Source organism: Bacillus sp. FSL K6-1106 (genome assembly GCF_038005245.1).
GTDB lineage: Bacteria > Bacillota > Bacilli > Bacillales > Bacillaceae > Bacillus > Bacillus altitudinis.
Map to the genome: position 1 here is coordinate 1,304,054 of NZ_JBBOSV010000001.1, position 12,550 is coordinate 1,316,603.

At 41.9% G+C, this 12,550-nt stretch carries 14 protein-coding genes and 1 other annotated feature; of the genes, 3 read left to right on the plus strand and 11 right to left on the minus strand.

The annotated features are described in order from the left end of the window. Nucleotides 1-76 precede the first annotated feature (76 nt). Both MHI20_RS06830 and zapA read right to left on the minus strand, forming a co-directional pair. Nucleotides 77-610 carry a CvpA family protein gene (locus MHI20_RS06830; RefSeq protein WP_008345997.1) on the minus strand — a complete coding sequence of 178 codons (534 nt, stop codon included), beginning with the start codon at nucleotides 608-610 and terminating at the stop codon, nucleotides 77-79. 7 nt (nucleotides 611-617) lie between these two features. Further along, on the minus strand, nucleotides 618-875 hold the full coding sequence (zapA, locus tag MHI20_RS06835; protein WP_340937315.1) for a cell division protein ZapA: 258 nt from the start codon (nucleotides 873-875) through the stop codon (nucleotides 618-620). Between the two features lie 134 nt (nucleotides 876-1,009). On the opposite strand from zapA, the gene rnhC reads away from it, so the two are divergent. Beyond that, nucleotides 1,010-1,933, plus strand: coding sequence for a ribonuclease HIII (gene rnhC / locus MHI20_RS06840; protein ID WP_082627008.1), 924 nt, complete (start codon nucleotides 1,010-1,012; stop codon nucleotides 1,931-1,933). Between the two features lie 41 nt (nucleotides 1,934-1,974). On the opposite strand, the gene pheT is transcribed toward rnhC, so the two are convergent. The 3 genes from pheT to MHI20_RS06855 all read right to left on the minus strand — a co-directional run bounded on the left by pheT (nucleotide 1,975) and on the right by MHI20_RS06855 (nucleotide 6,559). Further along, nucleotides 1,975-4,389 (minus strand): phenylalanine--tRNA ligase subunit beta, encoded by a 2,415-nt coding sequence (gene pheT, locus MHI20_RS06845; RefSeq protein ID WP_058336553.1) that lies wholly within the window; start codon nucleotides 4,387-4,389, stop codon nucleotides 1,975-1,977. A 15-nt stretch (nucleotides 4,390-4,404) separates the two neighbouring features. Then, nucleotides 4,405-5,439 carry a phenylalanine--tRNA ligase subunit alpha gene (gene pheS, locus MHI20_RS06850; protein WP_041506748.1) on the minus strand — a complete coding sequence of 345 codons (1,035 nt, stop codon included), beginning with the start codon at nucleotides 5,437-5,439 and terminating at the stop codon, nucleotides 4,405-4,407. 376 nt (nucleotides 5,440-5,815) lie between these two features. Further along, complete coding sequence (locus MHI20_RS06855) at nucleotides 5,816-6,559, minus strand: TrmH family RNA methyltransferase (RefSeq protein WP_041506747.1); 744 nt, start codon at nucleotides 6,557-6,559, stop codon at nucleotides 5,816-5,818. 113 nt (nucleotides 6,560-6,672) lie between these two features. Here MHI20_RS06855 and sspI point away from each other — a divergent pair, with 113 nt between their 5' ends. After that, nucleotides 6,673-6,894 carry a small acid-soluble spore protein SspI gene (gene sspI / locus MHI20_RS06860; RefSeq protein ID WP_008346010.1) on the plus strand — a complete coding sequence of 74 codons (222 nt, stop codon included), beginning with the start codon at nucleotides 6,673-6,675 and terminating at the stop codon, nucleotides 6,892-6,894. Nucleotides 6,895-6,939: 45 nt separating this feature from the next. Here sspI and cstA read toward each other — a convergent pair whose 3' ends face one another. Next, the gene (gene cstA / locus MHI20_RS06865) at nucleotides 6,940-8,736 is read right to left on the minus strand and encodes a carbon starvation protein CstA (RefSeq protein ID WP_340937323.1); all 1,797 of its coding nucleotides are present in this window, start codon (nucleotides 8,734-8,736) and stop codon (nucleotides 6,940-6,942) included. 349 nt (nucleotides 8,737-9,085) lie between these two features. Continuing rightward, nucleotides 9,086-10,174: a M42 family metallopeptidase gene (locus MHI20_RS06870; RefSeq protein ID WP_217967926.1), complete on the minus strand. Its 1,089-nt coding sequence runs from the start codon at nucleotides 10,172-10,174 to the stop codon at nucleotides 9,086-9,088. Nucleotides 10,175-10,353: 179 nt separating this feature from the next. Between MHI20_RS06870 and MHI20_RS06875 the strand changes: the two genes are divergently transcribed. Continuing rightward, on the plus strand, nucleotides 10,354-10,758 hold the full coding sequence (locus MHI20_RS06875) for a hypothetical protein (RefSeq protein WP_008346017.1): 405 nt from the start codon (nucleotides 10,354-10,356) through the stop codon (nucleotides 10,756-10,758). Between the two features lie 17 nt (nucleotides 10,759-10,775). On the opposite strand, the gene MHI20_RS06880 is transcribed toward MHI20_RS06875, so the two are convergent. From MHI20_RS06880 to infC, 4 genes are all read right to left on the minus strand, one after another. Next, the gene (locus MHI20_RS06880; RefSeq protein WP_024718648.1) at nucleotides 10,776-11,042 is read right to left on the minus strand and encodes a DUF1294 domain-containing protein; all 267 of its coding nucleotides are present in this window, start codon (nucleotides 11,040-11,042) and stop codon (nucleotides 10,776-10,778) included. Nucleotides 11,043-11,105: 63 nt separating this feature from the next. Beyond that, nucleotides 11,106-11,465, minus strand: coding sequence for a 50S ribosomal protein L20 (gene rplT, locus MHI20_RS06885; protein ID WP_007501659.1), 360 nt, complete (start codon nucleotides 11,463-11,465; stop codon nucleotides 11,106-11,108). Between the two features lie 31 nt (nucleotides 11,466-11,496). After that, nucleotides 11,497-11,697 carry a 50S ribosomal protein L35 gene (gene rpmI / locus MHI20_RS06890; RefSeq protein ID WP_003216324.1) on the minus strand — a complete coding sequence of 67 codons (201 nt, stop codon included), beginning with the start codon at nucleotides 11,695-11,697 and terminating at the stop codon, nucleotides 11,497-11,499. Between the two features lie 25 nt (nucleotides 11,698-11,722). Then, nucleotides 11,723-12,238, minus strand: a complete 516-nt coding sequence (infC, locus tag MHI20_RS06895) for a translation initiation factor IF-3 (RefSeq protein WP_024718649.1) — start codon at nucleotides 12,236-12,238, stop codon at nucleotides 11,723-11,725. A 71-nt stretch (nucleotides 12,239-12,309) separates the two neighbouring features. Then, nucleotides 12,310-12,441: a sequence feature (ribosomal protein L20 leader region), on the minus strand. Between the last annotated feature and the right edge of the window lie 109 nt (nucleotides 12,442-12,550).

The window sequence follows — 12,550 nt, forward strand, 5'->3', positions numbered from 1 at the left end:
ATATACAAACTTTCCCTTCATCCTACAACTTTCTGTCATGGAATGAGAAAAAACTTCTCCAAGAAAGGAGAAGTTCTTAAACTCCATACGTCGACCAGAGGTCTTTGACAAGACCGGACAGGTAAGGGGTGCTATTTACGATCACATCTGCTAACATTGATTTGCTCATCATGGTTTGAAGCGCATCGACTGGAAGTAATGCAGCCACAAACAATAGAATAAACACAAATAGATAGGTTTCAAGAAATCCTAAAACAGCGCCAAGCAGTTTGTTGACCTGTTTAATCACAGGGATACTTGCAATGGTTGTGAGCAATCCGCCGATGATAGCGAGCAGGATTTTGGTCAAGATAAACAGAATGATAAACGCAATGGTATTATAATAAGCTGTTTCTAGATTCCCACTAAAGAAAGCGAGCTGCGCTTGACCGCCGCTAAAATTAGGTGCTGGAATCCACGTAAGCTGTGGTGCAAGTGACTGATAAAACATAGAAGCCACTAAAATAGAAACAACAAAGCTAATCAATTTAATAAATTGAAGAATAAACCCGCGTTTTAGACCGACAAGCGTTCCCATAAGAAGCAAAAACAAAATGATGATATCGATCACGGTAATTTCATTCCTTTTCTTTTAGATGAAGCTCTAGTTTTTCGTATTGCTCTTTTAATTTCAAGTAGTCGTGGACGACATTGACTGCTGTCAGTACAGCTAATTTGTTTATATCAAGGTATGGATTTTTTTCATTGATTTCTCTCATTTTATCATCAACAATTGAAGCAACATGTCGCATATGCATCTTCGTTTCTTGGCCGATGATCTTATAGGACTGTCCGTAAATCTCAACTGTTGTTTTCGTTTTACCGCCGTCAGACAACGTTTCTCCTCCATTCCACGAGAATCCTAGTCTCTATCATAACATGTTTAGACATTGAATGGAAAGACGAGCCCTTCCCTGTTATGGTACACTTTAGAAATCAATGATATCAAGGTAAAAAGGAGTTATCCACTGTGCCCCAATCCGTCTTAAAAGCAACATCAGAAGACATGAAAAAAATGAAGAGCGTGTACGCTCAGCATTTAACTGACACTTTGCCGCCAGGCGCTCTTTTTCAAGCAAAGGTTCCCGGCTGTACGATTACAGCCTACAAATCTGGAAAAGTACTGTTCCAAGGACAAAAGGCAGAAGCTGAAGCGAGTCAGTTCAACCATTTACAAACAGCTGAAACAAAAAGCAAAAAAACGCCATCCATCACACAGTACAGCCCACCACCCGGCATTGCTTCCATGTCGGTTATTGGCTCAGATGAGGTCGGTACTGGCGATTATTTTGGACCCATTACGGTCTGTGCGGCTTATGTTGATTCCAGTCAGCTTGCTCTCATGAAAGAGCTCGGGGTGAAAGACTCAAAAGGACTAAAAGATCCGCAGATTATCAACATTGCCAAAGACTTGATCAAAACCATCCCGTTCAGCCTTCTCGTGCTTCGGAATGAAAAATACAATGCGATGCAGGAAAAGGGCATGAGCCAAGGGAAAATGAAGGCACTGCTTCATAACCAAGTCATCACCTCCGTGCTAGAAAAACTGGATGGCAAGAAACCAGAAGCCATTCTCATTGACCAATTTGCCGAACCAGGCATTTATTTCAGGCACCTTGCGGGGAAAAAGATCATTCGGGAGCGTACATATTTTAGTACGAAAGCAGAAGGCATCCACTTATCGGTTGCTGCAGCTTCTATTATTGCAAGGTATGCTTTTTTAATTGAAATGGATAAATTATCAAAAGCAGCGGGCTTTGACATTCCAAAAGGGGCCGGTCCGCATGTTGACAAAGCGGCAGCAAAGCTGATGAAACATCACGGCGAAGAGGCTTTACGCCAATTTACAAAACTTCATTTTGCCAACACCCAAAAAGCGAAAAAATGGTTATAATCAAAAAAGAGCTATCGCCCATAAAGCGATAGCTCTTTTTATTATCCGCGCAAGACGGCTTGATACGTATCTTCTAATGCTTTCAATACGTTTGTATGAACAGCCGTGACTTCTTCCTCGGTCAACGTTTGTTCTGGGTTTAAATATTGCAGAGAGAATGCAACAGATTTCTTGCCTTCTTCCATATGCTCACCCTCATACACATCAAAGACGGAAAGGTCTGTGAGCAATTGGCCGCCAGCTTCATAAATGACTTGCTCCAGCTGTCCGCTTGAAATATGCTGATCGACGACAAGTGCGATGTCTCTTGTCACTGCTGGGAATCTCGGAATAGCCGTATATTTCATATCCTCTGTTTCAGACGTCATCACATCTGTTAAATCAAATTCAAATACATACGTTTCTTTTAAATCTAATTCTTTTTCCACTACTGGATGAAGTGCAGCTACAAAGCCAATCACTTTTCCATTTAAATGAACATCGGCTGTACGTCCTGGGTGAAGGCCCTCACGCTCTGCTTGAACATACGTGATCTCTTCTGATACACCAAGCTTTTCAAACAGCCCTTCTGCAATACCCTTCGCTACATAAAAATCGACAGCTTTTTTCTCGCCCTGCCAAAGATTTTTATGCCAAAGACCTGTTAACGCACCTGCCACATGCTCTTTCTCAACTGGTTTTGCGCCTTCCGTTTCCGCTAAGAAAACAGAACCCGTTTCGTAAAAGGCGAAAGAATCAGCTTGTCTTGCTAAGTTATATGCGACAGAATCAAGTAAGTTCGGCAGAAGGCTTTGTCTCAGCACACTGCGTTCCTCACTCATTGGCAGGGAAAGTCTTGTTTGATAAGCTGGATTTAAAGCAAAGGCTGTGGACTTATGCTGATTCGTTAATGAATACGTAATCGCTTGAGAAAGCCCTGCGCCCTCTAAGAAACGTCTCACCTTTCTGCGCTTCACTTGGTATGGCGTGAGACCGCCAACGGTACCAGCTGTCGCAGGCAGTGTAGATGGAATATTGTCGTATCCGTATAATCTCGCGACTTCTTCAATGAGGTCCTCTTCAATCGTAATATCCATTCTGCGGGAAGGAACCGTTACGACAAGCACATCATTTGATTCACCCACAGTAAAGCCTAGTTTGTTGAAAATCTGAATCATATCTTCTTTTGAAATGCTCATGCCAAGCACCTTGTTCACACGCTCAGTTGATACGTGGATGACATTCATACTTGTTTCAAGGTGGTTTTCCTCAACTGTACCGCTTAGCACTTCACCGCCTGCATAGGTGCTGATCAATTGCGCTGCTCTTTCGGCTGCTGATGTCGTCCGCTGCGGATCGAGCCCTTTTTCAAATCGTGTGCTTGATTCACTGCGAAGCCCTAAGTCTCTAGATGCTTGACGGACGGTTTGACCGTTGAAATATGCCGCTTCTAAAAGAATCGTTGTCGTCTCATCACGCACCTCTGATTCAAAACCGCCCATGACACCTGCAACAGCATGCGCTTTTGTGCCATTTGTAATGACAAGATGCTTCGAAGACAATGTACGTTCTTGTTCATCCAGAGTTTGAATCATTTCATTTTCAGCCGCTTTACGTACGACCACCTGCTTTGAACCAAACCGGTCATAATCAAAGGCATGTAGAGGTTGACCGTATTCAAGTAAGACAAAATTCGTAATATCCACGACGTTGTTAATTGGGCGGATACCTGCATTCATCAATCTTGTTTGCATCCAAAGCGGTGCTGGTCCAATCTTTACGTTTTTAATGATCTTCGCTGCATAAAGTGGATTCGCTTCTTGATCCTCAATTTTAACAGAAATATAGTCTGCTGCTTTTTCAGAAGAAGTGTCATGCGCTGTATCAGGAAGCTTGATGTCTCTCCCTAAAATGGCGGCAACCTCATAAGCCACTCCTAGCATATTAAGAGCATCGGCACGGTTTGGTGTTAAGCCAAGTTCAAGTACCGCGTCATCTAATTGAAGCGCTTGAAGGGCATCATCTCCTGGTTTCACGTCATTCGGGAAAACAAAGATACCTTCTGCATATTCTTTTGGTACGAGCTTGCTCTCTACGCCTAATTCTTGCAGAGAACAAATCATGCCATGAGACTCTTCACCGCGCAGTTTTGCTTTTTTAATTTTAAAGTTTCCAGGAAGGACTGCACCAACCGTTGCGACAGCCACATGCTGTCCTTTATCCACATTTGGAGCCCCACATATAATTTGCACCGGTGCGTCTTCGCCGATATCAACAAGACATTTGTTTAATTTATCCGCATTCGGATGCTGTTCACGTTCAATGACGTGTCCAACGACAACACCTTTGATGCCTTCGCCTTTATACTCAACGGCTTCCACTTCAATTCCGCTTCTTGTGATTTTCTCTGCTAATTCATCCGGCTGAATGCCTTCTAAATCGACATAGTCCTCTAACCATTTATATGAAACAAACATGTTGATTTCCTCCTCTTAGTCCTGCTTAAATTGCTTCGTGAATCTAATATCATTTGTGTAGAAATGACGAATGTCATCTATGCCGTATTTCAGCATGGCAATACGTTCAACACCCATTCCAAAAGCAAAGCCTTGATAACTATCTGGATCAAATCCGCTCATTTTCAATACATTCGGGTGTACCATTCCTGCACCTAAAATTTCAATCCAGCCTGTTCCTTTACATACAGAACAGCCTTTCCCGCCGCATTTAAAGCATGACACATCAACTTCAACGGAAGGTTCTGTGAATGGGAAAAAGCTTGGGCGCAGTCTAATTTCACGATCTTCACCAAACATTTTTCTTGCGACTGTCTCAAGCGTTCCTTTGAGGTCACTCATGCTAATATTGTGATCGACCACAAGTCCTTCAATTTGCATGAATTGATGGGAGTGAGTGGCATCATCGCTGTCACGTCTATATACCTTACCAGGGCAGATGATTTTCACAGGGCCTTGGCCTTTATATTTCTCAAGTGTACGTGCTTGAACGGGTGATGTTTGCGTTCTCATGAGTGTGTCTTCAGTAATATAGAAGCTGTCCTGCATATCACGTGCCGGATGTTCTTTTGGAAGATTGAGCGCTTCAAAGTTATAGTAATCTGTTTCTACCTCTGGGCCCTCTTCAACGGTATAGCCCATGCCGATAAATAAATCTTCAATATCTTCTACGACAATCGTTAATGGATGTCTTGCCCCGATTTTGATCGGACTTGCTGGTAATGTGACATCAATGGTTTGAGAAGCCAGTTTCTTTTTCACTTCTTCTGCTTCTAGCTGCTCATTTTTTTCAGCAATGGCACCAGCAATCTGCTCTCTCACTTCATTTGCAAGTGCGCCCATTTTTGGTCTTTCTTCAGCGGAAAGCTTGCCCATTCCGCGCAGCACTTCTGTAATCGGACCTTTTTTCCCTAAATATTGAACACGAATATCATTGACTTCTTTGAGCGAGCTGGCTGCTTCTACCTTCGCTATCGCTTCTGTTTCAAGCTGTTTTAACGTTTCTTGCATGAGTGTTATCCTCCTTTTAATATACAAAACCGTCTGAATAAACGGGTGTTTGATTGTTTGAAGACAATAAAAAAACCCGCCCCTCCAAAAAAGAAGGGACGAGTTGTGGTCGCGGTACCACCCTTGTTAAGCACAAATATATGTGCGAATAAGCTTCATTGACATAACGGAATCAAACGAATCCGGTTCACCTTTACGCAAAACCTGCGGTCCCGGTGACAACTCCAGAGGTGAATTCCTGTTTCAGCATTCCTTAAATGCACTTTCAGTCTACGATGCATTCTCCCTATTAGGACGCTCCGTGAAACAATCTTCCTCTATCATGGTTTTTAAAATATTAGTTTCATTATAGTGAAAAATAGGACGTGATGCAACACTATCCGCGCAAATGATAGACAAGAACCGCTGCTGCCACAGCCACATTTAATGATTCCGCTTGTCCGTACATTGGAACATATAAATTTTGATCTGTCATTTGAAGAATCTCTGGATCAATACCTGCTCCCTCGTTGCCTACAATTAACGCAAATGGACCTTCTGATGCTATGTGTCTATACTCTTTCGCATCTTTCAAAGCACTGCCATATACAGGTATGCCTTGCGCCTTTAATGCTGGAATTGTCTGTTGTAGCGTTTGTTTTAAGATAGGCAGGTGAAAATGAGACCCTTGTGCTGAACGGAGCGTTTTTCCGTTAAACGCATCAACGGTTCCATCCCCTAGAATCACAGCATCAAGCCCCGCTGCATCTGCTGTCCGAATGAGTGTGCCTAAATTCCCCGGATCCTGCACTGCATCTAACAGAAGCATTCGTTCATACTTTTTCTCCTCAAATACAGGAATTGTACAAACCGCTGCGATTTGCTGAGGTGTTTCCGTTTCCGTCATCGCAGTAAAAGCCTCTTCACTTAATTCATACAACTCAATGTCAGGCTCGATGTCAGCAGGGAGCATGTCAGGCGTTGCGACCATTAACTCTTTTACAACCCCGCTTTTCAATGCTTCTTCTACTAAGTGTTTTCCTTCAACAAGGAATAGCCCTGTTTTCGTTCGTTCTTTTTTTGTATGGAGCTTTTTCCATTGTTTAATGTGTGCGTTTTTAGCTGATTCTATATATTTCAAGCGACTTTAACTCCTTTAAATATCATGAATTTATTATATCTCAAGCACACTACATAATAAACCTGTCTTTGAGACAGAATAGGGCTATCACCATCAAAAAAGGAGTGTGGGCAATGGATTTTAATTTAAGAGGCGCAGTGATTCAAAACATTACTGGTCATAATCAAGAGCAGCTTGAGCATACAATTTTAGATGCGATTCAAAGTGGCGAGGAAAAAATGCTGCCAGGGCTTGGCGTTTTGTTTGAGGTGTTATGGCAAGAGGCATCAGAAGATGAAAAAAATGAAATTCTTGAAACATTAGAGCAGGGCTTAAAGCCTGAGCATCAGCAATAACAAGAAGCCGGTTTGCTTATCTATGAGCAAGCCGGCTTTGTTCATTTAGCCAGTGATTGGCGTCTCCATTCGAAGAGCTGGATCGCGCCAAATCTCGATCCACTTTTTAATAGCGAACACGATAATGACAAAACCTAAAATCAGCATAATCATCGAAAGCACGGCATTCAGTACACTGTAGCCAGATGCTTCAGGATTGAGATAGACATTCGCAACCATCCAATAACCCGCATAATTCACCGTCACATATAAGTAAGCAAGTGGAATTAAACAAGTCAACATATACCGTCTTTTATCCGCAATTTTTAATACAACCGTCGCCCCAATGATTAATCCGACCGAGGCCATTAATTGGTTTGACACGCCAAAGAGTGCCCAAATGGATCCAATGTCTCCAGAGTAAAGCAAGTATCCCCACATAAAACAAGCAAGTGCACTTGCAAAGACTGACCCTGGTACCCAGTCATTTCGTTTCAACGGTTTATATGCTTCTCCAAAGAAGTCTTGGATCAAATATCGCGCGACACGGGTTCCTGCGTCAATCGCCGTTAAAATAAAGACGGCTTCAAACATAATCACGAATTGGAAGAAATAAGAGGCCAAATGACTAAAGAACGGAATACCCGTAAAGATGTACGCCATCCCTACAGCTAATGTAACAGCTCCACCTGTTCTTCCTTCTAAGTCAAGACCGATTTCTTTGCTTAGTTGAGGAAGATTCTCGACACTCATACCAAGCGTACGGAACACTTCAGGTGTACTATTAATTGCAAAATAATCTCCCGGATGAAGCGCAGTAGCGGCAATTAACGCCATGATTCCCACTAAACATTCTACGAGCATCGCGCCAAACGCCACCGGCTTCATATCACTCCAACGATCTAGCATTTTTGGCGTTGTGCCAGAGCCAACAAATGCATGAAAACCAGAAATCGCACCACAAGCAATGGTAATCGAAATAAAAGGCCATACAGGTCCAGCTAAGACAGGCCCTCCTCCATTTACAAACTCCGTAAACGCCGGAAATTGGATGGTTGGATTAACCACAAAGATTCCCGCAATCAGCGCAATGAAAACACCAATTTTCATAAAACTGCTTAAATAGTCTCTTGGTGCCAAAAGCAACCAAACCGGCAGGGCCGCAGCAAAGAACGCATAGATTGGCAGGGCAAGAGCAAGCGTTTTTGTATCAAGTGTTAACAAATCTCCAAGTGCTGTTCCTTGAATATTCGGTCCAAGGAATACCCCCAACATCAGTAATATGAATCCCGCAGATGTCGCCAGCTTTAAATTGCTAGTCTTTTTATAATAAAGGCCGACTCCCATCGCTATTGGAATGGTAATACCAACTGCAAAGGTTCCCCAAGGATTTCTTTCTAAAGCATGAAGCACAACCATGGACAGTCCTGCCATTGTAATTGTAATAATAAATAACATGGCGAGCCCTGTGCAAAATCCCGCCACAGGACCAAGCTCCTCTTTCGCTACCTCGGATAGTGATTTCCCCTTTTTTCGCATCGAAGCAAACAAGACCACAAGATCATGAACAGCTCCGCCAATCACCGCTCCAATTAAGAGCCAAAGGAGACCAGGTAAATACCCAAATTGTGCGGCTAAAATCGGACCAACTAATGGACCAGCAGCGGCAATTGCAGCAAAGTGATGCCCAAATGTGACCCATTTGTTTGTTGGCACATAATCTTTCCCATCCTCGAGTGCATGAGCCGGTGTAGGATGATCATCTGTGACCTTTAATACCTTCACCATCATAAACGTGCCATAGAGGCGATAGGCAATCGCTAAAATACACATCGATCCTATCACAATTGAAACCGCATTCATTTAACCATCCCCTTTGTATAAACAATTTGTTACAAATATAACATAAATTGATTGATTTTTCTTTCTTTTAAAACCGAGTTGACAAATAGGAATAATTGATTTAATCTAAAATAAGCTTCACCTACTTCCATAAACTCTCTTTTGACAGAGCCTCAATTGGCTCTGTCCTTTTTATTGATTTCATCTTACATAAATACAAGATAGATCACATGTGCCTTCCTCACTAGAAAAATATCACTTCATTTACTGAAAACAGTTCTTTTGACATAACTTACATTCCAAAGTTCATTTCCTGGGAAATTCAACGCAATTAAAAAACCTTTCCCCATACTGAGGAAAGGTTTCATCATTAAGAACCGTACGTAATTTGTTCGACCGTTTTTTGATCAAGTCTTTTGATGACTTCTGTTAAAAGCTTCACCGCATTTTCATAATCATCTCGATGAATCATGGCTGCATGGGTATGAATATATCTGCTTGGAATCCCGATGGATAGTGATGGAACGCCATGACCTGTTAAGTGAATACCTCCAGCATCTGTTCCTCCACCTGGCATGGAATCATATTGATAAGGAATGTTTAATTCATCTGCAGTTTGGACAACAAAATCGCGAAGCCCTTTATGAGAAACCATGGAAGCGTCGAATACAACAATCGTTGGTCCTTTGCCAAGTTTGCTTGTTGCTTCTTTTTCAGTAATACCTGGTGTATCACCTGCTACTCCAACATCAATAGCAAATCCAATATCAGGCTGGATTGTAGCTGCAGCTGTTTTAGCTCCGCGTAAGCCAACTTCCTCTTGGACAGTTGCTACACTGTATGCAATATTTTCATGCTGAGTATCCTTTAAATTCTTCATGACATCAATCGCTACTGCACAGCCGATACGGTTGTCCCAGGCTTTTGCAAGAAGCATTTTTGCGTCATTCATTACCGTAAACTCAAAGTAAGGTACGATTTGATCTCCAGGGAGGACGCCCCATTCCATTGCCTGTTCTTTGCTCGAAGCCCCAATATCAATGAACATATCTGTGATTTCGATTGATTTCTTTCGTGCTTCTGGTGATAAGACATGTGGCGGTTTAGAACCAATCACACCTGTAATGTCTCCTTTTTTCGTCACAATGGTGACACGCTGCGCCAACATAACTTGTGACCACCAGCCACCGACCGTTTGAAAACGAATATAGCCTTTGTCATCGATTTTTGTCACCATGAATCCTACTTCATCTAAGTGACCAGCAAGCATCACTTTAGGCCCATTTGCATTTCCTTCCTTCTTAGCAATTAAGCTGCCAAGGCGGTCTGTAGAGACTTCATCCGCATATGTTTCTATGTATGACTGCATGACTTTTTTTACATCACGTTCATTTCCTGGAATCCCTTTTGCATCCGTTAGGTCTTTCAGCATAGTTAATGTTTGATCTAGTTTTGTCATTCTGTGTATCCTCCTTTTTCTTCATGGTGCATTCTTATTATACAAAACCTCTTTCGTTCAATACGATCTTTTTATGAATATTTTTTCGTTAATCGAAATATTTTTTTAAAAAAAGTTGAAACCTTTTGTCTTTCTCATTCGTAGTACATCAGATAACGGTATTGGAGGTGCATCCTGTCATGTTTGTCATCCTCATTAGACTTGCTCTTGTTGCATTGCTCGTCTATATTTTCTACATGGCGGTAAAATTCTTCTCAAACCCGAGAAGAAAGCTGAAACAAGCACAATTAAAAGAAGGCTTTTATTTTATGGACGAACAGCAAAATGCCCGTAAAAATTTTAATTTCGTCTATAAAGGTGTCTTGTTTGAAGGGGAGAAGCATGTTCCTTCTAAGGATCATCCTCTGTTTGTCCACTCCATTTACGTTTGGACGGAGTCACCTGAGAAGCTAAATGAATTCACATTAGAAGACTTTGAAAAACTTGAGGAAAACATCATTGAACGGTATCCTCAAACAAAAATTGATTGGGATCAGCCCATCAAAAAAATCAAACAAAAAAAGGGAGCAGACACGCCGACTTAACGGCGTCTGCTCCCTTTTCAGATGAGATTGAGATAGACCAATATCACCAATTGGACAACAATTAAAGCAGGCATACCCATTTGAAAGGCAGGATGCTTCGTTTTATGACGGAAATACTGCATGCCAAGAAATGACCCAGCAGCACCAAAAAGTACTGCGGTACTCCATAAGTGCGCTTCTGATATTCTCCATTTGTGTGCTTTCGCCCGGCGTTTATCCTCTCCCATGAGACAAAACCCATAGACATTGACCAAGATGAGCAGCACGATCAGAGCGATATTCATTGATTTCACCTCACATGATGAGAAAAAAAGATCACTCCTTGGCGGAATGATCTTTTATATGACTTACTTGTCTAGTTGTGCTTTTGCAGCATCAGCAAGCTGGTTGAATGCGTTTAGGTCATTCACAGCAAGATCAGCAAGCATTTTGCGGTTTACTTCGATACCAGAAAGCTTTAAGCCATGCATTAAACGGCTGTAAGAAAGACCGTTCATACGAGCTGCAGCATTGATACGAGTGATCCATAGTTTACGGAAGTCACGTTTTTTCTGACGACGGTCACGGAAAGCGTAGTTTCCAGATTTCATCACCTGTTGGTTTGCTACTTTATATAATCTATGTTTTGAACCGAAATAACCTTTTGCTAATTTAAGAACCTTTTTACGACGCTGACGCGACACAGTTCCGCCTTTTACTCTTGGCATTGTAATTCCCTCCTATGTTTCCTATTCCAGATTACTTGATGTTTGCAAGTTGTTGTTTGATACGTTTGAAATCTCCAGCACTTACGATTGCGCTCTTACGCAATTTACGTTTTTGCTTTGTAGATTTGTTAGCGAACAAGTGACTTGTGTACGCATGAGAACGTTTAAGTTTACCAGAACCTGTTTTTTTGAAACGTTTAGCAGATCCGCGGTGAGTTTTCATTTTTGGCATTGGATGTTTCCTCCCTCTGTTACTTTTACTTTTCGACTTTTGGTGCAAGCATGAGGAACATGCTGCGTCCGTCCATCTTAGGTTTTGTTTCTACTGTTGCTACTTCAGCGCAAGCTTCAGAGAAACGGTCTAACACGCGCTGTCCGATTTCTTTATGCGTAATCGCACGGCCTTTAAAGCGGATAGAAGCTTTCACTTTATCTCCCTTTTCAAGGAATTTGATTGCATTACGGAGCTTCGTGTTAAAATCATGTTCATCGATTGTCGGGCTCAACCGAACTTCTTTTAAGCTAATGATTTTTTGATTCTTACGTGCCTCTTTTTCCTTCTTCTGTTGTTCGAATCGGAACTTACCGTAGTCCATGATTCGGCAAACAGGTGGTTTTGCATTTGCAGCAACTAACACAAGGTCAAGATTGGCTTTCGTAGCAATTTCCAGAGCTTCCTGGCGGGTTTTAATCCCCAGCTGATCGCCATTTTGTCCGATCAAACGAACTTCACGCGCACGAATACCTTCATTAACTAATTGATCTTTGCTAATAGTGAGCCACCTCCATGAGATTTTGAATTGAGTTCACAATTCATTTTGACCATTTCGTTGTATGTTTTACAGGCAAACAAAAAGTGTGGGCATATAAAACACCCACACTGCGAACATTTGCATGAAAAAATAAATGTACGGTCAACCTGTCAACTACAAACATGTGTCAATCAGGTGAGAAGCGGGTGCTTCTGCTTGTGATATCTATTCAATTCGTTAACTATTCTACACAATTTTCATTTGTCCGTCAAGTAACCGAACTCTTGAAACAACTTTTTCATTTTAGCATGACGAAACGATTTGGGCAAGACT

What these genes read in the sequence shown, in the direction of transcription:
- pheT (WP_058336553.1), bottom strand. Translation starts at nt 4,389, where the DNA reads ATGTTTGTTTCATATAAATGGTTAGAGGACTATGTCGATTTAGAAGGC.
- pheS (WP_041506748.1), bottom strand. Translation starts at nt 5,439, where the DNA reads ATGCAAGAAACGTTAAAACAGCTTGAAACAGAAGCGATAGCGAAGGTA.
- sspI (WP_008346010.1), top strand. Translation starts at nt 6,673, where the DNA reads ATGGATTTTAATTTAAGAGGCGCAGTGATTCAAAACATTACTGGTCAT.
- cstA (WP_340937323.1), bottom strand. Translation starts at nt 8,736, where the DNA reads ATGAATGCGGTTTCAATTGTGATAGGATCGATGTGTATTTTAGCGATT.
- MHI20_RS06870 (WP_217967926.1), bottom strand. Translation starts at nt 10,174, where the DNA reads ATGACAAAACTAGATCAAACATTAACTATGCTGAAAGACCTAACGGAT.
- MHI20_RS06875 (WP_008346017.1), top strand. Translation starts at nt 10,354, where the DNA reads ATGTTTGTCATCCTCATTAGACTTGCTCTTGTTGCATTGCTCGTCTAT.
- MHI20_RS06880 (WP_024718648.1), bottom strand. Translation starts at nt 11,042, where the DNA reads ATGAATATCGCTCTGATCGTGCTGCTCATCTTGGTCAATGTCTATGGG.
- rplT (WP_007501659.1), bottom strand. Translation starts at nt 11,465, where the DNA reads ATGCCAAGAGTAAAAGGCGGAACTGTGTCGCGTCAGCGTCGTAAAAAG.
- rpmI (WP_003216324.1), bottom strand. Translation starts at nt 11,697, where the DNA reads ATGCCAAAAATGAAAACTCACCGCGGATCTGCTAAACGTTTCAAAAAA.